The sequence below is a fragment of the Devosia sp. Z6_126 genome, assembly GCF_058133495.1.
Genome location: NZ_JBYUNO010000001.1, coordinates 852,891 through 876,362, shown reverse-complemented (window position 1 = coordinate 876,362; position 23,472 = coordinate 852,891). Strand labels below are relative to the sequence as shown.

18 protein-coding genes and 1 pseudogene are annotated in these 23,472 nt (G+C 63.4%); 4 read left to right on the top strand and 15 right to left on the bottom strand.

Translation table 11 applies throughout. The features are described 5' to 3' along the window. Nucleotides 1–40: 40 nt before the first annotated feature. The 6 genes and pseudogenes from infB to metK form a co-directional block, all read right to left on the bottom strand. Nucleotides 41–2,419 (bottom strand): annotated as a pseudogene (infB, locus tag AC3YOG_RS04270) (translation initiation factor IF-2); the annotation flags it as partial. Between the two features lie 539 nt (nt 2,420–2,958). Beyond that, on the bottom strand, nt 2,959–3,639 hold the full coding sequence (locus AC3YOG_RS04265; RefSeq protein WP_489934197.1) for an RNA-binding protein: 681 nt from the start codon (nt 3,637–3,639) through the stop codon (nt 2,959–2,961). Between the two features lie 26 nt (nt 3,640–3,665). Continuing rightward, nucleotides 3,666–5,273 (bottom strand): transcription termination factor NusA, encoded by a 1,608-nt coding sequence (gene nusA / locus AC3YOG_RS04260; protein WP_489934196.1) that lies wholly within the window; start codon nt 5,271–5,273, stop codon nt 3,666–3,668. Continuing rightward, on the bottom strand, nt 5,274–5,909 hold the full coding sequence (gene rimP, locus AC3YOG_RS04255; protein ID WP_489934195.1) for a ribosome maturation factor RimP: 636 nt from the start codon (nt 5,907–5,909) through the stop codon (nt 5,274–5,276). Between the two features lie 112 nt (nt 5,910–6,021). After that, the gene (gene trmB, locus AC3YOG_RS04250) at nt 6,022–6,732 is read right to left on the bottom strand and encodes a tRNA (guanosine(46)-N7)-methyltransferase TrmB (RefSeq protein WP_127755031.1); all 711 of its coding nucleotides are present in this window, start codon (nt 6,730–6,732) and stop codon (nt 6,022–6,024) included. 46 nt (nt 6,733–6,778) lie between these two features. After that, nucleotides 6,779–8,035 carry a methionine adenosyltransferase gene (metK, locus tag AC3YOG_RS04245; RefSeq protein ID WP_127755032.1) on the bottom strand — a complete coding sequence of 419 codons (1,257 nt, stop codon included), beginning with the start codon at nt 8,033–8,035 and terminating at the stop codon, nt 6,779–6,781. A 217-nt stretch (nt 8,036–8,252) separates the two neighbouring features. Between metK and AC3YOG_RS04240 the strand changes: the two genes are divergently transcribed. The 4 genes from AC3YOG_RS04240 to trxA all read left to right on the top strand — a co-directional run bounded on the left by AC3YOG_RS04240 (nt 8,253) and on the right by trxA (nt 15,789). Next, nucleotides 8,253–8,945: a nucleotidyltransferase family protein gene (locus AC3YOG_RS04240; RefSeq protein WP_127755033.1), complete on the top strand. Its 693-nt coding sequence runs from the start codon at nt 8,253–8,255 to the stop codon at nt 8,943–8,945. Continuing rightward, a complete protein-coding gene (addB, locus tag AC3YOG_RS04235) occupies nt 8,942–11,956 on the top strand; it encodes a double-strand break repair protein AddB (RefSeq protein WP_489934194.1) in 3,015 nt (1,004 codons plus the stop codon). Before AC3YOG_RS04240 ends, addB begins: the two co-directional genes overlap by 4 nt. Next, nucleotides 11,953–15,387: a double-strand break repair helicase AddA gene (gene addA, locus AC3YOG_RS04230; RefSeq protein ID WP_489934193.1), complete on the top strand. Its 3,435-nt coding sequence runs from the start codon at nt 11,953–11,955 to the stop codon at nt 15,385–15,387. Before addB ends, addA begins: the two co-directional genes overlap by 4 nt. 75 nt (nt 15,388–15,462) lie before the next feature. Next, the gene (trxA, locus tag AC3YOG_RS04225; protein ID WP_489889457.1) at nt 15,463–15,789 is read left to right on the top strand and encodes a thioredoxin; all 327 of its coding nucleotides are present in this window, start codon (nt 15,463–15,465) and stop codon (nt 15,787–15,789) included. 75 nt (nt 15,790–15,864) lie between these two features. Here the strand turns inward: trxA and AC3YOG_RS04220 are convergent, their stop codons facing one another. From AC3YOG_RS04220 to AC3YOG_RS04180, 9 genes are all read right to left on the bottom strand, one after another. Continuing rightward, on the bottom strand, nt 15,865–17,157 hold the full coding sequence (locus tag AC3YOG_RS04220; RefSeq protein WP_489934192.1) for a bifunctional folylpolyglutamate synthase/dihydrofolate synthase: 1,293 nt from the start codon (nt 17,155–17,157) through the stop codon (nt 15,865–15,867). A gap of 98 nt (nt 17,158–17,255) precedes the next feature. Beyond that, a complete protein-coding gene (gene accD, locus AC3YOG_RS04215) occupies nt 17,256–18,227 on the bottom strand; it encodes an acetyl-CoA carboxylase, carboxyltransferase subunit beta (protein WP_489889455.1) in 972 nt (323 codons plus the stop codon). Between the two features lie 96 nt (nt 18,228–18,323). After that, nucleotides 18,324–19,151 (bottom strand): tryptophan synthase subunit alpha, encoded by an 828-nt coding sequence (trpA, locus tag AC3YOG_RS04210; RefSeq protein ID WP_127755039.1) that lies wholly within the window; start codon nt 19,149–19,151, stop codon nt 18,324–18,326. 74 nt (nt 19,152–19,225) lie between these two features. Beyond that, nucleotides 19,226–20,437, bottom strand: coding sequence for a tryptophan synthase subunit beta (gene trpB, locus AC3YOG_RS04205; protein WP_172121754.1), 1,212 nt, complete (start codon nt 20,435–20,437; stop codon nt 19,226–19,228). A gap of 83 nt (nt 20,438–20,520) precedes the next feature. Then, nucleotides 20,521–21,168 carry a phosphoribosylanthranilate isomerase gene (locus AC3YOG_RS04200; RefSeq protein WP_489934191.1) on the bottom strand — a complete coding sequence of 216 codons (648 nt, stop codon included), beginning with the start codon at nt 21,166–21,168 and terminating at the stop codon, nt 20,521–20,523. A gap of 32 nt (nt 21,169–21,200) precedes the next feature. Then, the gene (locus AC3YOG_RS04195; protein WP_127755042.1) at nt 21,201–21,563 is read right to left on the bottom strand and encodes a lipopolysaccharide assembly protein LapA domain-containing protein; all 363 of its coding nucleotides are present in this window, start codon (nt 21,561–21,563) and stop codon (nt 21,201–21,203) included. A gap of 28 nt (nt 21,564–21,591) precedes the next feature. Continuing rightward, nucleotides 21,592–21,873 (bottom strand): integration host factor subunit beta, encoded by a 282-nt coding sequence (locus tag AC3YOG_RS04190; protein WP_127755043.1) that lies wholly within the window; start codon nt 21,871–21,873, stop codon nt 21,592–21,594. Nucleotides 21,874–21,907: 34 nt separating this feature from the next. Continuing rightward, nucleotides 21,908–22,873 (bottom strand): signal peptide peptidase SppA, encoded by a 966-nt coding sequence (gene sppA / locus AC3YOG_RS04185; protein WP_489934190.1) that lies wholly within the window; start codon nt 22,871–22,873, stop codon nt 21,908–21,910. Nucleotides 22,874–22,939: 66 nt separating this feature from the next. Continuing rightward, complete coding sequence (locus AC3YOG_RS04180) at nt 22,940–23,446, bottom strand: GNAT family N-acetyltransferase (protein WP_489934189.1); 507 nt, start codon at nt 23,444–23,446, stop codon at nt 22,940–22,942. Nucleotides 23,447–23,472: the final 26 nt, after the last annotated feature.

Sequence of the window (23,472 nt, the reverse complement as noted above, 5' to 3'; positions counted from 1 at the left end):
ATCCGATCCGCGCCCCTTTCAATTTCTGTGTTTTTTAAGCCTACAGCGTGCGCTGCACCGTCTCGACGCGGAAGCATTCGATGACGTCGCCGGGACGCATGTCCTCGTAGTTCTCGAAGGCCATACCGCATTCCTGGCCGGTCTGGACTTCCTTCACTTCATCCTTGAAGCGCTTGAGAGTCTTGAGCTTTCCTTCGTGGATCACGACGTTGTCGCGGATCAAACGCACGCCCGAGCCACGCTCCACCATGCCTTCGGTAATGCGGCAACCGGCGACCTTGCCGACCTTGGTGATCTGGAAGACCTCAAGGATCTCCGCATTACCAATGAAGGTCTCGCGGCGCTCAGGCTTGAGCAACCCGCTCATCGCATTTTTCACATCATCCACAAGATCATAGATGATGTTGTAGTAGCGAATTTCGATCCCGTCGCGGGTCGCAAGATCCGTGGCCTGCTTGTTGGCACGCACGTTGAAACCGATAACGATCGCGTTCGAGGCCGAAGCCAGGGTCACGTCCGATTCAGTGATCCCGCCCACGGCGCTCATCAGGATCTGCGCCGACACTTCATCGGTTGAGAGCTTGTTGAGCGAAGCCACGATCGCTTCCACCGAACCCTGCACGTCGCCCTTGATAATCAAGGGGAACTTGGCAATGCCCGAGGCCTTGAGCTGGTTCATCATCTGCTCAAGGCTGGTCGCGCCGCCACCAGCAGTCTTCTCGCGGATAACGCGCTGTCGGTACTCGGTAACCTCACGAGCCCGTGCTTCGCTTTCAACCACCGAGAACCGATCACCAGCGCTTGGCACGCCGGTAAAGCCCAGCACCTCAACAGGGACCGAGGGACCGGCCTCTTTGACTTGTTCGCCCTGATCGTTGATCAGCGCACGAACGCGTGCAAATTCGGTACCAGCCACCACGATGTCGCCGATCGCCAGCGTGCCGCGCTGCACCAGCACCGTCGCAACGGCACCGCGACCGCGGTCGAGCTTGGCTTCAATCACAAGGCCTTCGGCACGGCCGTCGCGCGCCACGCGTAGCTCAAGCACTTCGGCCTGCAGCAGGATGGTTTCGAGCAACTTGTCGAGGCCATCGCGCGTCTTGGCGGAAACCTCGACGTCGAGCACGTCGCCGCCCATGGTTTCAACAAACACCTCGTGCTGCAGCAACTCGGTGCGAACCCGGGTCGGGTTGGCATCGGGCTTGTCCATCTTGTTGATGGCCACGATGATCGGAACACCGGCCGCCTTGGCGTGCTTGATGGATTCAATGGTCTGAGGCATCACGCCGTCATCGGCTGCCACAACCAAAACGGCAATGTCGGTCGCCTGCGCACCACGGGCACGCATGGCGGTAAAGGCTTCGTGGCCCGGGGTGTCGAGGAAGGTGATCCGTGCACCGTTCTTTTCCACCTGATAGGCGCCGATATGCTGGGTGATGCCACCGGCTTCCCCGCTCACCACATTGGCTTCGCGGATGGCGTCGAGCAGGGAGGTCTTGCCGTGGTCCACGTGACCCATGATGGTCACGACGGGCGCACGATTAGTCAGATCCTCAGCCCGGTCATCGGTGGGCAGATCATAAAGCCCTTCTTCAACATCGGCTTCCGACACGCGCTTGACGGTGTGACCGAGTTCGGTCGCAATCAGCTCGGCCGTATCGGCATCGAGGATGTCGTTGATCTTCATCATCTGGCCCTGGGCCATCAACAGCTTGATGACGTCAACGGCGCGCTCGGCCATGCGGTTGGCCAGTTCCTGGACGGTGATCGCCTCGGGAATGGTCACTTCACGGCTAAGCTTGGGCGCCACCTGCTGGTTGCGGCCCATCTTCTTGTCGCGACGACGGCGCATTGCAGCCAGCGAGGGACCGCGATCACGGTCGCTTTCGGCGCCGGCATTGGTAACCGTCAACCGGCCGCGAGCATTGGCATCCTCACCAACGCGGCGCGTCGGACGCTCCGGCGTGGCGCGCGATGCGCGGCGGGCATTTTCCAGTTCAGCTTCACTGATCGGGCCACGATTGGTGGGCGCGCTGGTGCGGATCTTGCGACCATCGGCTTCGCTGGGCGGTGCTGGCGGCACATTGCCGATCGGTGCCATGCCAGCGCCCGCTGGACGACGAGCCTCCGCGGGACGAGTGGCAGTGCCCGACGGACGGGCCGTGGCAGCACCGGGGCGCAGTGCAGCGCCTGCGCCGCGCTCGCTTGCGGGGCGCAGATTGGGGTTGGGGCGGTCGCCTGCCGGGCGCGTTGGCCGAGGCGGCTGGCCTGGGCGGCCGGCAACCACACGAACGCTGCTCGGCCCGGGATTGCGCTGAGACGCTGGAACAACGGGTGCAGCAGCTTCTGCCGGGGCAGGAGTGGGAGCCGATGTCTCGGCCGGAGCTGCAACTGGAGCTGCTTCAGCCTGAGGGGCAGGGCTGGATGGCTCAGGTGTCTCTGATGCCGCTTCGCTGGCGCGACGGCGCTCTTCTTCGAGCCGGGCCGCCTCTTCACGCACCTGGCGGCGGCGGGCATCTTCCTCAACGCGGCGGGCTTCCTCGGCGGCAAAGCGCTGTTGCTCCTCCGCCTGGCGCGCGCCGGCCTGCAACAGGGCGTTGCGCCGGGCTTCAGCTTCAGCAGCTGACAGGCCCAAGGGGGCACGGCTCTGCCCGGCCGGGCGACCTTGCGGCGGACGCTGGCTCTGGGGAGGGCGCTGGCTTTGCGCTGGCCGCTGGCTCGCCGCGGCGGCAGGGGCCGGAGCCGCTGACTGGGGCCGCTGCGGTGCACCACTCGGGGCGCCCGGCGTCGGCACGCGGCGCGTGCGCTTCTCGACCACCACGGTACGCGACTGTGGACGCGACATGCCGGGGCGGTTTCCGGCACCCGGACCCCCCTTCAATGTCAACGTCTTCTTGCCCCCGCCAGAAGTGTCGTCGATGCGCTTGTCGTCGTTATCAGCCATGTATCTCGCGTCTCTCAAACTCGTTCGTCTGGCAAAACAGCACCGTCAACCGCAGGGCGGTCGGTGCTGTCGGCCATCGCTTGGGCGGTGTAAAGGGCCAGTCTGCGGGCCTTTTCCACTGCCGATTGGGCTGCCGCCCCTTTCGTTAGGGCAGCATGTATCACATTTTCCTGGCCAAGTGCCAAACCCAATTGCTCCGAAGAGAGCAATTCGAGATGAGGCACTTCAAAGTCGTCCACGCCTTCTTCGCGTGCGGCGTGATGAAGGGCCTTGAGGGGTCCTACCATCTTGCTGCGTCCATCCGCCGAGGCGTCGGACGCGGTGATCAGCGCAACCAACTCGCCCGCGGCAAGCAGACCGCGAACTTTGGTCGCCCCGGTCACCAGCTGCCCCGCCTTGCGCGTCATGCTCAGGGCCTGCAACAAGCGCTGCTCAAGCCGGGTTCGCACCAGCTCGGGCAGGTCTTCGGGGACCACAACCTCGCTTTTGAGGCTGCGCCCGAACACCTTCTTTTTCACCGCCTCGGCAACGGCCTGCTGGTTGAGGCTGATCCAGACGCCCCGCCCATCCGCCTTCGCCTCTGTGTCAGGGGCCAGGACCCCGTCGGGGCCGAGCACAAAACGGATCAGCTCGGCGACCGGCTTTTCTTGCCGAGTCAGCGCGCACATCCGCGTTGTTTCTTCGCGCCGGCCCAAACGGAGCTCCCTTGCCTTGAGGCGGCTTAAACCGCCGCCTCTGCTTGAGTGTCTTCGCCTTCTTCAGCCTGCGCGCCAGGCAGTTCGTCTTCGTTGATCCAGCCGGCCCGCACCCGCGCCTGCATGATCATGTCTTCAGCTTCCTCGCGGCTGACCGGGAAGTCCTTCAACGTGCCTTCGAACCGCTTGGTTTCGCCGTCCTTGCGCTCACTCCAGCCCACGAGGTCGTCGGCGGCGCAGCCCGCGAAGTCTTCGACGGTCTTGATGTCATCCTTGCCCAGAGCAACCAGCATGGCGGCAGTCAGGCCCGGGATCTCGTAAAGATCGTCCTCAACACCGAGTGTCTGGCGCTCCTCGTCGTGAGCCCGATCAATGGCGGCCAGATATTCGGTCGCGCGGTTCTGGATTTCTGCGGCGGTTTCTTCGTCAAAACCCTCAATCGAGGCGATTTCATCGAGTTCGATATAGGCGAGTTCTTCAACCGACGAGAAGCCTTCAGAAGCCAGTAGTTGGGCAACCATCTCGTCCACGTCAAGGGCATCCATGAACAGGGTCGAGCGTTCGGTGAATTCTTTCTGACGCCGCTCGCTTTCTTCCTGCTCGGTCAGGATATCGATATCCCAGCCAATGAGCTGGCTGGCAAGACGGACATTCTGGCCACGGCGGCCAATGGCAAGGCTCAGCTGCTCATCGGGTACCACCACTTCGATACGCTCGGCCTGCTCATCGAGCACAACCTTGGCAACATCTGCCGGCTGCAGCGCCGAAACCACCAGATCGGCAATGGAGTCGGTCCATGGGATGATGTCGATCTTTTCGCCCTGCAGTTCGCCCACAACAGCCTGCACGCGCGAGCCGCGCATACCAACGCAAGCGCCCACGGGGTCGATGGAAGAGTCCGAGGAGGTTACCGCGATCTTGGCGCGCGAGCCGGGGTCACGGGCAATCGAGCGGATGGTGATGATGCCATCATAAATCTCGGGCACTTCCTGCATGAACAGCTTGGCCATGAACTGCGGATGGGTGCGCGACAGGAAAATCTGCGGCCCACGCTGTTCGCGGCGCACGTCATAGACATAGGCGCGCACGCGATCGCCATAGCGGAACATTTCGCGCGGAATCAGCTCGTCGCGCCGGATAATGGCTTCGCCCCGGCCCAGATCCACGATCACATTGCCGTATTCAACGCGCTTGACGGTGCCGTTGACGATTTCGCCAATGCGGTTGAAGTATTCGTCATACATGCGCTCGCGCTCGGCATCGCGCACCTTTTGCACGATAACCTGCTTGGCCGACTGAGCGGCAATGCGCCCAAATTCCATTGGGGGCAGGGGTTCGGTCAGGAAGTCGCCGATCTTGGCGGTAGGCGATTTGATCTGGGCGGTCTTCAGGTCAACCTGACGGCTGGGCTCTTCAACCTCGTCAACAATTTCCAGCAGGCGCCACATCCGGGTCTCACCCGAGCGGGGATTGATCTCGACCTTGATCTCGGTTTCCGCGCCATAGCGGCCCTTGGCGGCCTTTTCCATGGCGTCCTGCATGGCTTCGATCACAACCATGCGGTCGATCGATTTCTCGCGGGCGACGGCATCTGCAATCTGCAAGAGCTCGAGTCTGTTCGCGCTAACGGCCATTTAGTGGGTCTCCTGAACGATTTGGTCGTCTTGATCGTCGTCGCCGGGATCGGTGAACTCAACCGTTTCCGTTTCGTCGTCATCGATGGGATGAGCTTCCTGGTCGATCCGCGCCTTTTCCATCAAGGCATCGGTCATAACCAGCTTGGCTTCGGCAAGAGCCGTAAAGGGCAGGCGGAAATCGGGATCGGTGCCGCCCGGCGCATCGGGAATGGTAATGACGAAGGCATCATCCTCGACGGCCTTAATGATGCCGCGGAAGCGCTTGCGGCCATTAAGGGCATCGGCCAGTTCCACCTTGGCTTCATGACCGATATAGGTCTCGAAGTCGCGGCGGCGCACCAGCGGGCGATCAATGCCTGGCGACGACACTTCCAGGTGATATTCGCGGTCGATCGGGTCCTCGACATCCAGCACCGGGGAGAGATCCTTGGACAGGGTTTCGCAATCGGTGATTGCAAAGCGGCCGTTCTCGTCCTCGGCCATGATCTGCAAGGTCATGCCATTTTCCTGGGTGACCTTCACCCGCACCAGGGCATAACCAAGGCTGTTGGCGACCGGCTCGATAATGGCTGCCAGCCGTTGCTCGAGTCCGGTTTCCTTGATGAAGCGTTTTTCAGTAAGATCGATTGGCATTGAACCTTCAGGTAATAAAAAAGAGCGGGGCCGGGAAGGCGCCCACTCTGCAAACTGCCAGAGATGTTGAACCCTTATATAGCGCTGTATTGCCAGCGCTGCAAGGCTTCCATCAGCGACGCTCGAAACTGAAGTAGAACGACACCATCCGGCCTTCCCGGCGCGCCTTGGTCTCGTACCGCGTCGCTTCCCAGCCAGGATAAGGCTCGTGCCACTCGCCCCCACCACCGGGATTGAACGCGAAATCGGGGCTGCGCAGGATATGAGCGAGGCACCAATTGGCGTAATCCTCAATGTCGGTGGCGAAATAGAACTTCCCACCGGGGCGGATCACTCGCGCGAGTTCCCCCAGTGTTGTCGGCGACACAAAGCGCCGCTTGTGGTGTCGCGTTTTGGGCCAGGGATCGGGATAAAGCAGGTAAACGCCATCTAGGCTGGCGTCCGGCAGCGCCATCAGCAGCTTGAGGGCATCATCGGTAAAGAGCCTGATATTGCGCAGCCTCTGCGCGGCGATGGTCTGCACCATCTTGCCGATGCCGCCGGTAAACACTTCGCAGCCGATAAAGCCGGTTTGCGGATGCCGGCCGGCCTCAAGGGCAAGATGCTCGCCCCCACCATAGCCGATCTCAACGATGATCTCGTTGGCGTCGGGAAACAGCGAGCGGGGATCGAGTGATCCTTCGAGCTCGATCTCAAGCGCGGGCAGGGTGGCGTCGAACACCGCCTGCTGCCCGCCATGCAGCTTCTTGCCGGAACGGCGGCCAAAAAAAGCGCGCGGTTCACCCGCGCGCGTTTGCGGAAGTTGGTGAGCGGTCTTGGTCATCAGGTTCGCGGCTATAGCAGGCCGCTGCCCGTTACGCCAAGGGCTCCTACTTTACCGCCGCCTTGAGCGCCCCTACGAGGTCGGTTTTTTCCCACGAAAACGAACCATCCCGTCCGGCCTTGCGGCCGAAATGGCCATAGGCGGAGGTCTTGGCATAGATGGGCTTGTTGAGATCGAGATGGGTGCGGATACCGCGCGGGGTCAGATCCATCACCTGGCCCAGAGCCAGCTCCACGGCTTCTTCCTCGACCTTGCCGGTGCCATGCAGGTCCACATAGATCGAGAGTGGCTGTGCCACGCCAATGGCATAGGACAGCTGAATGGTCGCGCGATCGGCCAGACCTGCTGCTACGACATTCTTGGCGAGATAGCGTGCTGCATAAGCGGCCGACCGATCCACCTTGGTCGGATCCTTGCCTGAAAAGGCGCCACCACCATGGGGGGCAGCCCCGCCATAAGTATCGACAATGATCTTGCGGCCGGTCAGTCCGGCATCGCCATCGGGGCCACCAACCACGAACTTGCCGGTTGGATTGACGTGCCACACCGTCGCGTCATCGATCCAGCCGTCGGGCAGGGCCTCGCGCACGAAGGGTTCGACAATCGTTCGCACATCGGCCGAGGTCAGGTCTTCATCAAGGTGCTGCGTCGAGAGCACGATCTGGGTAACACCAACCGGCTTGCCGTTCTCATAGCGCACCGTCACCTGCGATTTCGCATCGGGCCCCAGCACGGCCGCCGGACCCACTCCCGACTTGCGCGCCTGGGTCAGCACATCGAGAATCTTGTGGGCATAAAAGATCGGTGCTGGCAGCAGTTCGGGGGTTTCGCGGCTGGCATAGCCGAACATGATCCCCTGGTCTCCCGCGCCGACATCCTTGTTGCCCGCCTCATCCACACCAGCTGCGATATCGGCGGATTGCCCATGCAGCAGCACGTCGATCTTGCAGGTTTTCCAGTGAAAGCCTGCCTGCTCATAACCGATGGCACGGATCGCCTTGCGGGCCGCGGCCTTGAACTTAGCCGGATTGACGCGTGGCTGGCCGGCACCGTCGAGCACGACATTACCGTCCTTGTCCTTTTTCAGCAATGTTTCGGGCACGCGCACTTCACCCGCGATCACCACGCGGTTTGTGGTCGCCAGCGTTTCGCAGGCAATGCGGACCTTGGCCGGGTCCATGCCGGTTTTTTTGGCTTCGCGAAAGACGAGATCCACGATTTCATCGGAAATGCGGTCGCAGACCTTGTCCGGATGGCCTTCCGAAACCGACTCAGAGGTGAAAAGATAAGAAGAGCGTGCCACGCCTTGTTCTCCGCTACCGTCAGAAGGGCAGCATTTCCCCTCTTCAGGGGTGGTTTTGGCACCGGGGGCCGTAGCGGTCAAGGCGGATATAAAGAAAGCTTGATATCTCGTTGGCGTGAAGGTGGGCAAAGCCTGCCCATGGCTGGCGGCGTTCAGGGGACCAACAGCGAGAACTCTAGGTCTGGACAGGGTCGAGTCCAGCCCTTCATATCGGCCCATGACCGAAATCGCTCGATTCCCTGACGTCATGCTGCTGGCCGCCGGCCTTGGCACCCGGCTTCGGCCCATCACCCAAACCTTGCCTAAGCCGCTTGTACCGGTGAGTGGCACCCCGCTGATCGAGCGCGTCATGGCAAGTGCGCGCGCTGAAGGGGCCAAGCGCTTTGTTGCCAACGCCCATTATCGGGCCGACCAGCTGCTCGCCCATTTCGGCGGCCTGCTCAAGGTGTCGCGGGAAGACACGCTGCTGGGCACCGGTGGCGGGGTTAAGGCAGCGCTGCCCATGCTTCATTCCGACCCGATCCTCGTCATGAACACCGATGCCTTCTGGCTCCCCGGCGCTGACACGCCGCTCGCCCGCATGCTCGAGCGCTGGGAAGGAGGAGAAGCCGAAACTGTGCTGCTTTGTGTCCATCCCAGCCGGGCAACGGGGTTCGGGCGCAGTCACGATTTCTGTCTTGATCCCTTCGGCAGGGTCACGCCGGACTATGGCGCGCCGGTAATCTATGCCGGCGTCGCTCTCCTCGGCAAAGCGGCCTTTGCCGATACCCCGGATGGGGCATTTTCCCTCACCAAATTGTTCGACCGGGCAATGGAGCGGGAAACCCTTGCCGGCGTAGCGTTGAACGCACACTGGTTTCACGTCGGCGACCCCGAGGCACTGGCGGCGGCGGAGCAGGAACTGGCGTGACAATCTTTTCCATTGCGCCCCATGCGCCCTTCCTGCCCAGGCTGGCAGATCGAATTCTTGATGGCACGCTGTTGGGCGATTGGGACCGCAGCCAGCCCTTCTGGTTGAGCGACGTCACCGTGATTGTCCCGACGCAGCGCGCCCGTCTAGGGCTTGCTGAGGCCTTTCGGCAGCGTGGCGGTGGTCTATTGCCCGATATTCGGACCTTTGGTGGCGAAGTGGAGGATGAAGAGCCGTTCCTGCCGCCCTTCGATGCGCCCTTGCTGCCGCCGGCCGCGTCCGGGCTGGAGCGGCGCCTGGTGCTCTCGCGCCTGGTTGGCGCCTGGGCCGATACCAGCGAAGGGCGCGCAGCATTTTCTACCCCGCCCACGGCCGGCGAAATCCTCTCCATGGCCGAGTCGCTGGGAGAGCTGATCGACGACCTGACCACCGAGGAGCGCACCGCTGGCGACCTGCGCGCCATCGCCGCCGGGGTGGAAAGCAATCTCGGTGCTTATTGGCAGCAAACCCTGCGCTTTCTCGATATCGCCCTGCAGTTCTGGCCCGAGCACCTGCGCGAGCGGGGCCGTGCCGATCCGGCCGCATTGCGCTCATTGCGCCTCGACCGGCAGGCGGCCGCCGCGCCCTTGCTTTATGGTGGCCGGCCGGTAATTGCGGCCGGATCCACGGGCTCCATTCCCGCAACGGCGCGGCTTCTGGATGCCATTCAACGGCTCCCTCGCGGTGCGCTGGTGCTGCCCGGCTTCGATACGACGATGAGCGAGGCTGATCATGCCGCTTTGCTTGATTATGCCAACAATCCCCATGGCCACCCGCAATATGGGTTGAGTAAGCTGCTGCGCGGGCTTGGAGCGGGGATCGGTGAGGTGATCGAGCTTGAGGATACCCCCGCCGCCCGTACCGACCTGGTCCGTCTCGCGCTCGCGCCAACGCCCCAAACCGCTATTTGGTCCGAGCAGCGCATGAGCGAGGAAACCCTTGCGCTCGCCACTTCAGGCATGAGCATTCTTGCCGCGCGCACCGAAGACGAGGAAGCACGCGCCATTGCCCTGGCGGCCCGAGCGGCGCTTGCAGAGCGCAAGACCGTGGGCATCGTCACGCCTGATCGTAACCTCGCGCGCCGGATTGCTGCGGAACTGGCCCGTTGGGACGTTCGGGTGGATGACGCCGCCGGCGCTCCCCTTTATCAATCTGCCGCGGGACGGCTGGTGCGTGAAATCCTTGCGCTCGCCACCAATGGCTGTGCGGCCGTTGACCTCATGGCATTGCTGCGCAACCGCGCCGCCCTTTTTGGCCGCTCCCGTGGCGAGATCGCCCGGGTCGCTGACATGATCGAGCTGGGCCTTTTGCGTGGGCAGCGCTCCAGCCCCGGCCTTGACGGCATTCGCACCCTGCTGACGGCCAACATCGATGGCACCACCGCCTTCCCGGCCTTACGACTGGACCCGCGGGCGGGCGCCGACATATCGGGCTTGCTCGACATGGTGGAGGCGGCCCTCGCGCCCTTGCAGGCGCTGCTGGCGGCGCCCGAGATCACGGCGGCGGGTCTCGCCTCGGCCTTGCTGGCCGGCTTTGTCGGTGTCGCCGATGGCGCCGATATCCCGGCGCGCCGGGAACTCGAGGCCTGGGCCAATGAACTCGATGGTCACGGCGAGCAGGGCCTTCGCTTTGCCCCACGCGGCCTTGACGCGGTGCTGCGTGCCCTCATGGCCGGGTTCCAGGTGCGCACGCTTGAAACCCGGCGCACTGACATCACCATCTGGGGACAGCTCGAAGGGCGCCTGCAAAACCCCGATCTGCTGATCCTCGCCGCGCTCAACGAAGACAAATGGCCCGAACCGGCCGATCCCGGCCCCTGGCTCAGCCGCGGCATGCGTCTTTCCGCCGGGCTCGAGCCGCCCGAGCGGCGGCAGGGCCTCGCCGCGCACGACTTTGCCCAGGCGCTGGGTAATGGCGAAGTGCTGCTCGCCTTTTCCGAACGCATCGGCACGAGCCCCGCCATTGCCTCGCGCCTCGTGCAACGCCTCGAAGCCTTTGCAGGGGACGTGTGCATCAAGGCGTTGCGTTCGCGCGGCAGCCGCTGGTGCGTAGAGGCGCGGGCGCTTGACGCGGTAGCGGCCGTGCTACCGGCGACCCGTCCCGCACCCAATCCGCCGGTGGAAGTGCGCCCACGGCGCCTTTCGGTCACTGAGATCGAAACCCTGATGCGCTCGCCCTATGATCTCTATGCCAAGCACGTGCTGGGCCTGCGCCCGATCGATGCCTTGGGCAGCCCGCCCGATGCCCGCGAACGCGGCACCATCATCCACGACATCTTTGCCCAGTTCGTGATCGATGGTCATGATGCGATGGCCGCGGACGCCATCGACATCCTCAATGCCATTGCGCGCGTCAAATTCGCCGGGCTCGACGCCATTTCCGAGCGGCGCGACATCTGGCTGCGCCGCTTCGATACCGCTGCCCGGCAGTTCCTTGACTGGGAGCGCAGCCGGGATGCCGAGATTCGGCGCCGGCATGCCGAGATCGATGGCGACTGGGCGCTCAAGCTCAAGGAACCCATGCGCATCACCGGCCGCGCGGACCGGGTTGACGAGCGTGTCGATGGCACGCTCGAGATCATCGACTTCAAGACCGGCACTCCGCCCAACAAGGCCGCGATGCAGAACTTCCAGGTGCCCCAGTTGCTGCTCGAAGCGCAAATGGCGCGCGTCGGCGCGCTGGAGGGTGTGGCGCCCGCCGATACGGCTGCCCTGACCTATGTGAAGGTTGGCTTGGGTCCTGACGCCTTTGTGCCCAAGTCCTTTGTTCCCCCCGAAGGGCATGACCTGATGTCGGCAGCGGACGAACTGGCGCGTCGGGCCCAGGCCCATATGGAGTATTTTCTGTTGCGCCAAACGCCCATGCCGTCCCGGCTCTTGCCCATGGCCGGCCAGCGCTTTGCCGGCGCCTATGATCATCTCGCCCGGGTTGCCGAATGGAGCGCCATGGATGGCACGGAGGGCGACCAGTGAGCGATCGCGGCGAACTTCAGGTCCCGTTCAATACCCGCGCCAATCAGGCCCAGGCAGCCGATCCGGGCCTCTCAATCTGGGTGTCGGCCAATGCCGGCTCGGGCAAGACCTTCGTGCTCACGCGCCGCGTCCTGCGCCTCCTGCTGGCCGGCGTCGATCCACAGGCAATTTTGTGCCTGACCTATACCAAGGCCGCGGCCGCCGAGATGCGGCGCCGGGTGGCGCGCGAATTGGCGCGCTGGGCAACCATGGAAGAGCCGGCGCTCGAAGAGGACCTGCGCGAGCTTGAGGGCGCAAGCTTTCGCCCCGCCATGCGCGAACGCGCCCGCACCTTGTTTGCCCGCGCGCTGGAAACCCCGGGGGGTCTGCGCATCAACACCATTCACGCTTTCTGCGAAAGCGTGCTGCATCGGTTTCCACTCGAAGCGCGGGTGCCCTTCGACTTCTCCGTAGTGGAAGATGACACGCGCGAAGATATGCTGCTCGGCGCCCGCGAAGCGGTGCTGGCCGAGGGCATTGGCGTCGAAGGGGCCGTCGAAACCCTCTTTCGCGCCCTTTCGGATGACCAAATCCGCAAGGCCATTGCCGATGCCCTGGCTGATGGGCGCAAGCTCAAGACTGTGCTGCAGCATCCCGATCGGGCCAATGCGAATCTCCGGCGTCTGGTGGATGCCGGCAACCGCTCCAGCGCCGAAGTGGAAGCCGAGCTCCAGAACGATACACTGCTCAACGCGCTTAGCTGCCGTGATCTCGTAACGATATTTGCCGGCGATCCCCTTAAGGGGGTAGGTGCGCGCTTTGTTGACATGCTCGCGCGCTGCAATCCCGATCTGATCACCCAGGGTGAGTTGCGGCGCCTGTTCCTGACAGACAAGGGGCCGCGTTCGCGCCTGCTCACGGCCGCCCAGCAGGCCAAGCGCCCCGATCTCTTCGATCTGCTGACCCGCGAGCAGGAGCGCGTGGTTCGGCTCGATGCGGAATTGAGCAAGCTCGAACTGGTGGAGCGTAGCGAGGCCTTTTTTCAGATCCTGGGCGCCATCCACCAACGCTATGAGGATGCCAAGCGCCGGCAGTCCAAGCTCGATTTCGACGACCTGGTGGAGCGGCTTGCCGACCTCTTCGAGCGCGAAGCGGGCGAATGGGTGCGCTACAAGCTCGATGCCGGGATCGATCACATCCTCGTCGATGAGTCCCAGGATACTAATGGCGAGCAATGGCGGGTGGTCAAGGCGATCACCGCCGAGTTTTTTGCCGGCGAAGGGGCGGTGACGCGGCCGCGTTCGCTCTTTGCTGTGGGCGATCAGAAGCAATCCATCTATTCGTTTCAGGGCGCCCAACCTGAACTCTTTGGCGAAACCGGCCAGCTCTACCGCCGGCTGGCCGCTGAAGCCGATGCTCCCTTCCTGCCGGTGCCCCTGCGCACGAGCTTCCGCACCCTGCCAGAAATCTTGCAGGCGGTGGACCTCGTCACTAACAGCCCCGAGATGCGTGAAGCCCTGCTGGAAAACGAGCCGGTGGAGCACCAGGCCGCCCGCACCATGCGCGGGGGTACGGTGACCCTGTGGCCACCGCTGCAGCAGCCGGCGGGCGGCAAGGGGGGCGATGAATGGCCCACCAGCGTCCCACCCACCGAGCAGACCGCGCCGCGGCAGGTCGCCGAACGCATCGCCGCCGAGATCAGCGGCTGGATCAAGGGGAGCCGCCCCCTCACCGGCCGCGGCCGCCCCGTGCGCGCCGATGACGTTCTCATTCTCGTGCAATCGCGGGGGCCGCTTTTTGCCGAGATCATCCGGGCGCTCCGCAAATGGGACCTGCCCACCCCGGGCGCCGACCGGTTGGGCGTCACGAGCCACATCGCGGTCATGGACCTCTTGGCGCTCTGCGACGTGCTGCTTAACCCCGCCGACGATCTGCAACTGGCCGCCTTGCTGCGCTCGCCCTTGTTCGACATCACCGAGGATGATCTGTTCGGCCTCAGTCATGGGCGGGCGCGGGGGCAAAGCCTGTGGCAGGCCCTCAGCCGATGTGCGATTGCCCCTTGCGCCGAGGCTTACGAACGGCTCCATCGCTGGCGCGGCGAGCTCGATTTCGAGCGCCCGTTCGAGTTTCTCGCGCAGGTGCTTTATGCCGAAAACGGGCTTGCGCGCTTTCACGCCCGGCTCGGCAGCGAAGTGGACGACGTGCTGGCCGCGTTACTGGAACTGGCTCTCGCCCACGAGCAGACCGAACAACCTTCGCTGCTAGGGTTTGTCGCGGCGATGCGGGGGCTTGGCGGTACCGTCAAGCGGGAACTGCCGGAATCGGGGGCAGGGGTGCGCATCATGACTGTGCATGGCGCCAAGGGGCTCGAGGCCCCGATCGTGATCCTTGCCGATGCCGTCAACAAACCACGCCCGCAACAGGTGGGTCGGCCGATCTACCTTGTGCCGGACTATCCCGGCCCGCTCCTGATCCATGCGAGCGGGGCGAACGGGCACTTGCCCGAAACCTCGCCCCTCAAGCAGCGGATCGATGCCAATCTGCTGAATGAATATTGGCGCAAGCTTTATGTCGGCATGACCCGGGCCGAAGACGAGCTTTACCTGACGGGCGCGCTCACTCCCGGGACCGACGCCGGAAAGCAGCTCGAGGGCAGTTGGTATGCAGCCGTGGAAGCCGCGCTTCGCCCGCTAAGCCAAAGCACCACGGATAGCGATGGCGTAGAAACCGCGCTGGTCTTTCCACGCGATCGCGAGCAACCGGCCGCCTTGTCCGGCAGGACTGCCCAGGAGGCCCAGAGCGGCGGCACGCTTGCGCTTGAGCCTCTGCCAACATTCCGCGCCATTCCCACCGTCACGCCCGCTGGAGCGGGCACGCAGGGCGCGCCACGTACCCCCTTTAGCACCGCGCTTGAAGGGGTGCGCGACGCCGAGGCTTCGCGGCGCGAGGGTATTGCGCTCCATGCGCTGCTGCAGCATCTCGGCAGGGTGGAGCCCGCGCTTTGGCCCCAGGTCGTGCCTAAGGCGGTCGCAGCGCTCTTGCCCGAGGCGCCCGAACGACAGACGGTCGTGGGCACCAAGGCTATCTCCATCCTGACCCGGCCCGAGCTGGCGGGGCTCTTCGGCGCCTCGAGCCGCGCGGAGGTGCCGTTTCTGTTTGATGCCGCCCAAAACGGCGAGCCAATTCGGCTGGCGGGGCGCATGGACCGTATCGTCGTCGATGCCGACGGCGTTCTGGTGATCGACTTCAAATCCGACGCCATCGTTCCTGATGCACCTGAACGAGTGGCGCGGAACTACCTGACCCAGCTGGGGTTGTATGCACTGGTTGCAGAACAGCTCTTCCCTGGACTGCGGGTGCGGGCCGCCATCCTGTGGACGACGCTGGAATCATTGATGTATCTTCCACCCCACCTCTTGCACGAGGCGCGCGAGGGTTTCACCATCCGGTGAGTCTGCTTGCTGAAACGCTAGACTCTTCCCAGCTTTGGGAGCAAACAAAGCACCGCTTTCAACCAAAAGGCAATTTTGATGACCAAACACGTTTCCGACGCCAATTTCGGCGAGGAAGTTCTGAATTCCAAAGAGCCCGTTCTGGTCGATTTCTGGGCCGAATGGTGCGGGCCCTGCCGGGCGATCGCACCCGTGCTCGATGAGCTGTCGACCGAGTTGGCTGGTAAGGTCAAGATCGTCAAGCTCAACATCGACGAAAACCCCTCCACCACCGTCAAATACGGCGTTCGCTCCATCCCGACCATGATCTTGTTCAAGGACGGTGAAGCGGCCGACATGAAGATCGGCGCCGGCACGCCCAAGGCCGGCCTCAGCAAGTGGCTGTCCTCGCACGCCGCCTAAGCTGATCGACCGATCACGAGATTAGCTGACACCGCCGGAGCGATCCGGCGGTGTTTTTGTGTGCGGTGACGCTGCTCAGTGGGGCGGCGTGCCATTGAGCGCCAGCGCGTGCCCGGCAAGATATAGCGAGCCGCAAATCACGACCCGCGCGCTCGGAACACCCGCGGCCTTGCGGATCGCGGCGCCAAGCGAGCGCTGGGGCCTGGCCTCAAGGCCAAGTGCCTGGGCGGCTTGCGCGATAGCGGAAGCCTCGTGGGCATTGGTTTCGCCGGGAATGGTCAAACCCACAACCTGCGGATTGAATTGCCTGAGGGGCTCAAGGAAGATCGCAGGCGAGCGGTTGTTCATCATACCCATGATCAGCACCAGCGGGGCTGGGCGCTGGCCCTGGAGAGCCGCCAGCGCGCGGGCCAGTGCGGCAGCGCCATGGGCATTATGGCCACCATCGAGCCAGAGTTCTGCATCGGGGGGCAAGGCATCGCGCAACTTGCCCGTGAGCGGGGTCATGCGCGCGGGCCAGGAAACCGTCCTCAGCCCCCTCTCCAGTGCCTGCTTGTCGACCGGCAAACCGAAGCGCCGTACGGCGGCAATGGCGAGGCTGGCATTGTCCACCTGGTGATCGCCAAAAAGGGCTGGCGGAGGCAGATCGAGGAGGCCATCGCCATCCTGGAACACCAGACGCCCATCTTCCAGATGCCCGTGAAAAACCTCGCCTTGAAACGCGGGGTGAACGCCAAGTCGGCGTGCCGCCCGCTCGATCACATCGCGACCTTCAGGCTGTTGATAGCCGACGACGGCCGGGCTGCCGCGCTTGAGAATGCCGGCCTTGCTGACGGCGATTTCGGCAATGGTGTTGCCAAGGAATACCTGGTGATCGAGGTCCACGGGTGTGATAACGACGCCTCGGGGCTGGGCCACGACATTGGTGGTGTCATAGATGCCGCCCATGCCCACTTCGAGCAGCAGGAAATCAGCCGGTGTTTCGCTGAATAGCAGGAACGCGGCGGCGGTGGTCACCTCGAAGAGGGTGATGTTTTCGCCCCCATTGACCCGCTCCACCCGCTCCAAGGCCTCGTTGAGGCGGCGCGTCGGCACGAGCTGCCCACCAAGCCGGATGCGCTCGTTGAAGCGCACGAGGTGAGGGGAGCTGTAGACATGCACCGATTGCCCCGCGGCCTCCAGAAAGGCGCGCATGAAGGCGATGGTCGAGCCCTTGCCATTGGTGCCCGCGACATGGATCACCGGCGGCAGCCGATCCTGTGGCCGCCCCAGCGCCTCAAGCAGCCGTTCGATACGCTCCAGCCCCAAATCGATCAATTTGGGATGAAGCCCCGAAAGGCGTTGTAAAATGAGGTCGGTACGCGACATGGGGCCCCCTGACTGGACGGCACTCCCTAGCCCCGATCTTGCCGCCGCTCAAGCGAGCAGCGCGAGATCGGCTGATCAGTCGCAATCAGCGGCCGGCGCTATTCGGCATAGGCCGGGGGCTGCGGCCGCGCCTCGTCATCCGCTTCTGCCGCCACCGCCACTTCACGCAGCGTTACCTGCTGCAGCAGCGGTGAGGACGAGGCGAGTTCCGCTACCGGCTCGGTCTTGGTGAAGATGCCGGCAAGCGAGCCGATGGTGGAGCGCAGATTGTGGCGGTGCACTACCATGTCGACCATGCCGTGCTCATAGAGATATTCCGAGCGCTGGAAGCCCTCGGGCAGCTTTTCGCGAATGGTCTGCTCGATAACGCGCGGCCCGGCAAAGCAGATTAAGGCGCCCGGTTCGGCAATATGCACATCACCCAGCATCGCATAGGAGGCGGTAACGCCGCCGGTGGTGGGATTGGTGAACACGACAAAGAAGGGCAGCCCCGCTTCGCGCAGCCGCAGCACGGCAACCGTGGTGCGCGGCATCTGCATCAACGACAGGATGCCTTCCTGCATGCGCGCGCCGCCTGAGGCCACAAACAACACCAGCGGGGTCTTGCGCTCGAGCGCGGTTTCAAGCCCAGTGATGATGCCCTGGCCGGCCGCCATGCCGAGCGAGCCGCCCATGAAGTCGAAGTCCTGCACCGTCACCGTGATTGGATGGCCATAAAGCGTGCCGGTGGCCACGATCACCGCATCTTCGTGACCCGTCTTGGTGCGATTTTCCTTGAGGCGATCGGTGTAGCGCTTCTGATCGCGGAATTTCAGCGGGTCCTGCGGCACGGCCGGAACAGGCACCAGGTCATAGCGGCCTTCGTCCATGAAGGTGGCGAGCCGATCGGCCGGCTTGATCTTCATGTGGTAGCCGGAATTGGGCACCACCCACTGGTTGGCTTCCAGATCGCGATAGAACACCATCTCGCCCGACTCAGGGTCCTTGACCCAGAGATTTTCCGGCGTGTCGCGCTTCGTGTTGAGGAACGAGCGGATTTTCGGGCGGACGAAATTATCGATCCAGTTCATGCGAAAGCCTCGGCGGATTGGTCGCGAAAGGATGGCTTAGGAGACGATTGTGGCATTGTTATCAGCGGCGACCACAATCGCCAATGTGGCGAGGTTTCACGCGCGGGCGCGCCGCACGCCGCCGGCAAGGGTCGCCACCAAGTCGCGCACTGCCCCAACGGTTGCGCCGGTGGCCTTGCCGTCTTGCAGCGAATTGCGCACCGCGTCCACCAGAACCGAGCCAACCACGATGCCATCGGCATGGCGCCCGATCTCGGCGGCGTCTTCTGCGGTCTTGATGCCAAAGCCAACGGCGACCGGCAGATTGGTATGGGCCTTGATCCGGTCAACCGCCTCGCCGACAGCGCCGCGCGACTTGATCGCCGATCCTGTCACGCCGGTCATAGATACGTAATACACAAAGCCGGACGTGTTCTGCAGCACCTTGGGCAGGCGTTTGTCGTCCGTCGTCGGCGTGGTCAGGCGAATGAAGTTGATGCCAGCCGCGAGCGCAGGCAGGCACAGCTCCTCATCCTCCTCGGGGGGCAGGTCGACAATAATCAGCCCGTCAACGCCTGCTTCCTTGGCGGCGGCGACAAAACGCTCAACCCCAAACGAGAAGATGGGATTGTAGTAGCCCATCAGCACAACCGGCGTGGTTTCATCCTTACGGCGGAAATCTTCCACCATGCCGAGCACGCCGCGCAAGGTCTGGCCCGAAGCCAGCGCTCGCTGACCCGCCAACTGAATGGCAACGCCATCGGCCATGGGGTCGGAAAACGGCATGCCCAGCTCGATCACATCGGCGCCCGCTTGCGGCAAGGCTTCGAAAATGGCCTGGCCCGTGGCGAGATCAGGATCCCCCGCCATCACAAAGGTCACGAGCGCCGGGCGGCCCTCGGTCTTGAGCTGGGCAAAACGCTTGTCGATACGGGACTGAAACATGAATGGTTCCGATGGGAGCAGCTGGGCGGTTTAGGAGCAGAAGCGGGCAGCTGTCAACGACAGCCGCTGTCGCGTCAGAGCAGACCCAGGCGTCGGCCAACGCTCTCCACATCCTTGTCACCCCGGCCCGAGAGGCATAGCACCACCGACTGGTCCTTCGACATCGTGGGGGCGAGCTTGATCACCTGCGCCAGGCCATGGGCCGATTCCAGCGCCGGGATGATGCCCTCTAGCCGGGTACACAGCTGGAAGGCTTCGACGGCTTCGGTGTCCGTGATGGGCACATAGGTGACGCGCTGGGTGTCGTGCAGGAAAGAGTGCTCGGGTCCGACGCCGGGATAATCGAGGCCGGCCGAAATCGAGTGACCTTCAAGGATCTGCCCGTCGCGGTCCTGCAGCAAATAGGTGCGGTTGCCGTGCAGCACGCCGGGGCGGCCGCCGGTCATCGAGGCCGCATGGCCGTTCTCCACCTCGATGCCATGGCCGCCTGCCTCGGCGCCGTAGATGGCGACTTCCGGATCATCAAGAAAGGCGTGGAAGGTGCCGATGGCATTGGAGCCACCACCGACGCAGGCCACGATCGCTTCGGGCAGCTTGCCCTCGGCTTGCCGGAACTGCTCCTTAAGTTCGGTGCCGATTACCGACTGAAAATCGCGCACCATCTCGGGATAGGGATGGGGGCCCGCGGCGGTGCCGATCAGGTAATATGTGGATTCAACATTGGTCACCCAGTCGCGCAGCGCCTCATTCATAGCGTCCTTGAGCGTTCCGGCGCCGGCGGTGACGGGGCGCACTTCGGCGCCCAGCATCTTCATGCGCAACACGTTCGGCATCTGCCGCTCGACATCGGTCGCACCCATGAAGATAGTGCAGGGCAGATTGAACTTGGCGCAAACGGTAGCGGTCGCCACACCGTGCTGGCCCGCGCCAGTCTCGGCGATCACCCGCGTCTTGCCCATGCGGCGTGCGAGCAGGATCTGCCCGAGGCAATTATTGATCTTGTGCGATCCGGTATGATTGAGCTCTTCGCGCTTGAACCATACCTTGGCTCCGCCAAGATGCTCAGTCAGCCGCTCGGCAAAATAAAGCGGGCTGGGCCGGCCGGCGTAATGGGTCGACAGGTCGTTCAGTTCGGCGGCAAAGGCGGGATCTTTTTGCGCTGCGCGATAGGCAGCCTCCAGATCCAAAATCAGCGGCATCAGCGTTTCGGCAACGAACCGGCCGCCATATGGGCCAAAGCGGCCCGCTTCATCAGGGCCATTGCGTAAAGAGTTGATGCCGTCCATGGGGTCTCGCCAATCGATCGCGGAGCAGAAAGGAAGCCGGAGCTTGCCGCTTCAATAGGCCCTGCAACGTCCCAATTGCAAACTCAAAGCGCGGCGCGGGCGTTCCGGATAAAGGCTTCGACCAGGCGTTTGTCTTTTACGCCAGGCGCTGATTCCACACCCGAGGACACATCGACGCCCATCGGGCGCACGGTACGGATGGCATCAGCGACAGTCGCGGGCGTCAGACCCCCAGACAGCATGAAGGGAACCGCCGGGTCCAGCGTCTCGAGCAGCGACCAGTCAAAGGTCTCGCCGAGACCGCCCGGCCGGTCGGCGCCCTTGGGCGGCTTGGCATCAAGCAGAATACGGTCGGCCACTTCAGAGAAACCAGCCACATTGGCGACGTCCTCGGCAGTCCCGATCGGCACCGCCTTGATAATCTCAACGCCCGCTTCAGCGCGGATCGCCGCGACGCGGTGCGGGCTTTCGGGCCCATGCAACTGGATCCAGTCTGGGCCGAGCGCCGCTACTTCGGCAACGCAGGAATTGTCTGGATTGACCAGCAACACGCTGCTCTCGATCCGGCCGCGAGCCGTGGAAATCAGCCCGGCAATATCCTCGATGGTGCAGTGGCGCGGCGAGCGCACGAAATGCACGAAGCCCACCATGTCGGCGCCCGCCGCAATGACGGTTTCGAGCATGTCGGTGGTTTTGATGCCGCAAATCTTGATGATGAGGGGGTCTGCCATCGCCTGTCACGAATTGGGGGGCAAGCTGCGCATCAGCGCAGTTCCAGAAGATCGTCGACTTCAGCAAGGGGAGCGTTTGCGCCCGCTGCCGGGGTTTTGCGCAAGCTTTCAAGCTCGCTTTGAAAGGCATAGGCTTCACGCCGCCAATGCCGCTCGCCACTGCGATGGCGAGCCTGGGCGAACCAGGTGGCAATACCCCCCAGGAGCACGCCCACCAGCAACACGACATACAGTACGACGAACAACGGCACGCCATAACCGGGTGTCGCCATGGATTCGACCGGCACGAACGGGTTGAAGTTGATCAGCACGAAATGGCGGTTGGCCAGCGCGAACACGATCAAAAGGGCGCATAGCGGCACCAGAACCAGCCAGCCGACGATTTTCTTGACCATAAAAGCGCTGCCTTGGGCTGTGTGCCCGTTACGAACGGTTTAGCCGCTCGCGGATTTCTTTGCCAGCCTTGAACTGGGGAACGTATTTCTCCCCCACATCCACCTGCTCGCCAGTACGCGGATTGCGCCCGAGGCGCGCCGGCCGGTTCTTGACCGAAAAGGCGCCAAAGCCGCGTAGCTCAACGCGGTCGCCCCGCGCCATCGCATCGCCGATCTCATCCAGGATAGCATTGACGATGTTTTCTATATCGCGCTGGAACAGGTGCGGATTTTCGGCCGCAAGTTTCTCGACGAGTTCCGACTTGATCATGTTTGGCTCCGAAGGTGCCCTAATCCGTCCCCACTCACGAGGCGGGGTCAACCTGCCAAAGCGAAACCAACCCGTCAAGCGCGATGGCACCGGCAGGAGGCAGCCCGAGTGCCGCCCGGGCTTGGCCGGAGATCATGGCGCCAATCCAGCCCAGACCCTGATCAGGTTTGGGCCAAGCGGTCACAAGCTCCAGATTCTCGGCAATGCCGCGCTCTGCCACTAGCCACTCGACGGCCTCACGCTCGGACCCGATACCGTCGATCAGTTTGCTTGCAACAGCCATTCGCCCTGTGACAATACGCCCGTCCGCTAGTGCCAGCGCTTCGGGGCGCGACAAGCCCCGTCGCTCGGCCACTACGTCTACGAACCACTCAAAACTGTCGTTGACGAGTGCCGCGATGGATTCGCGCGCTGGGCCCACCAAAGGTTCATCAAAGTCGGGTTCAGCCTTGAGCGGGCCTGAAGCAACCTTGTCGAGATTGACGCCAATTATATCCATCAGCTTGCCGGCATTCACATGCTGGTACAGCACGCCAATGGAGCCAACGATGGACAGTCGTCGCGCCAAAACGCGATCTGCGGCGATGGCGGTCATATAGGCGGCCGATGCGCCCAGTTCCTGGACCACCGCGACAACAGGTTTGGTTTGGCGCAGTCGGCTCAGCGCTTCATAGAGTTCCTCGCCCCCCGCGGTCGTGCCGCCAGGTGAGTTGATGGCCACGATGACAGCGGTCACGCTGTCGTCCTCGGCGAGCTCTTTCAACGCTTCCAGCCGATCACGATTGGTGCTGATCGCGCCATCGATCACAACCCGGGCAATGTGGTCGCCGACCACACCATCGCCACCGGTGAACCGACCCAGCAGCGCCAGGATGGCCACGACAATGGCAACCCCGGCAACAATGCGCCACCAACCGCGTGATCGGCGGAAGTGGACGGCAGCAAGCGCCCCATGCGGATCGAACGGGCGGGTAGGCTCGGGAGAAGGCTGCTCGGTCATGATCGGCTCACTCTTTGCCCGCCAAGCGGTAGCGAGGCGCGCCCGGGAAAGCAAGCACGCGGCGGGTCAGCTCAGTTGCCGCACCATATATTGCGCGGCGTCTTCATAGCTCAGCAGCGCTTCGCGCAACTCGGGCACATCAACAGGGACGAAGCCGTGCCGGCTCCAGAACGGCGCCGAGCCATTGACGGCGGCAAGGCTAGCCGTGGCGCAGCCGGCGCGCCTGGCATGGTCCAGCACCTGCTCGACGATCACTCCAGCGGCTCCATGGCCGCGAGCCTGGGGCAGAAGTGCCAGATCGTGCAGATAATAGGTTCGCGGCCCGCTCGGCAGGGTGCCGTAAAGCTGATTGAGCTTCGGCATGGTGCCGGCAGTCCAAGGGTGGGTGAGGAAATAACCGCTGGGTGTGCCGTTGATGTCCAGCAGCCAGGCGCCATCTGGGTACAAGGCGCGGCGCTCGGCAAACACCGCAAGATCCTCGGGAAAGCTGGGATGCACGCAAGCGGCAATAGCTTGCACCGCCGGCAGGTCCAGCGTCGTCATGCCCCGCCAGTGAATACCCTTGCTTGTCATGGCATACCCACAAAAGAAAGGACCCG

Excerpts from the sequence above, each read along its gene's own strand:
- nusA (WP_489934196.1), bottom strand. The coding sequence starts at position 5,273 with ATGGCCGTTAGCGCGAACAGACTCGAGCTCTTGCAGATTGCAGATGCC.
- rimP (WP_489934195.1), bottom strand. The coding sequence starts at position 5,909 with ATGCCAATCGATCTTACTGAAAAACGCTTCATCAAGGAAACCGGACTC.
- trmB (WP_127755031.1), bottom strand. The coding sequence starts at position 6,732 with ATGACCAAGACCGCTCACCAACTTCCGCAAACGCGCGCGGGTGAACCG.
- AC3YOG_RS04240 (WP_127755033.1), top strand. The coding sequence starts at position 8,253 with ATGACCGAAATCGCTCGATTCCCTGACGTCATGCTGCTGGCCGCCGGC.
- AC3YOG_RS04220 (WP_489934192.1), bottom strand. The coding sequence starts at position 17,157 with ATGTCGCGTACCGACCTCATTTTACAACGCCTTTCGGGGCTTCATCCC.
- accD (WP_489889455.1), bottom strand. The coding sequence starts at position 18,227 with ATGAACTGGATCGATAATTTCGTCCGCCCGAAAATCCGCTCGTTCCTC.
- trpA (WP_127755039.1), bottom strand. The coding sequence starts at position 19,151 with ATGTTTCAGTCCCGTATCGACAAGCGTTTTGCCCAGCTCAAGACCGAG.
- trpB (WP_172121754.1), bottom strand. The coding sequence starts at position 20,437 with ATGGACGGCATCAACTCTTTACGCAATGGCCCTGATGAAGCGGGCCGC.
- AC3YOG_RS04200 (WP_489934191.1), bottom strand. The coding sequence starts at position 21,168 with ATGGCAGACCCCCTCATCATCAAGATTTGCGGCATCAAAACCACCGAC.
- AC3YOG_RS04195 (WP_127755042.1), bottom strand. The coding sequence starts at position 21,563 with ATGGTCAAGAAAATCGTCGGCTGGCTGGTTCTGGTGCCGCTATGCGCC.
- AC3YOG_RS04190 (WP_127755043.1), bottom strand. The coding sequence starts at position 21,873 with ATGATCAAGTCGGAACTCGTCGAGAAACTTGCGGCCGAAAATCCGCAC.
- sppA (WP_489934190.1), bottom strand. The coding sequence starts at position 22,873 with ATGACCGAGCAGCCTTCTCCCGAGCCTACCCGCCCGTTCGATCCGCAT.
- AC3YOG_RS04180 (WP_489934189.1), bottom strand. The coding sequence starts at position 23,446 with ATGACAAGCAAGGGTATTCACTGGCGGGGCATGACGACGCTGGACCTG.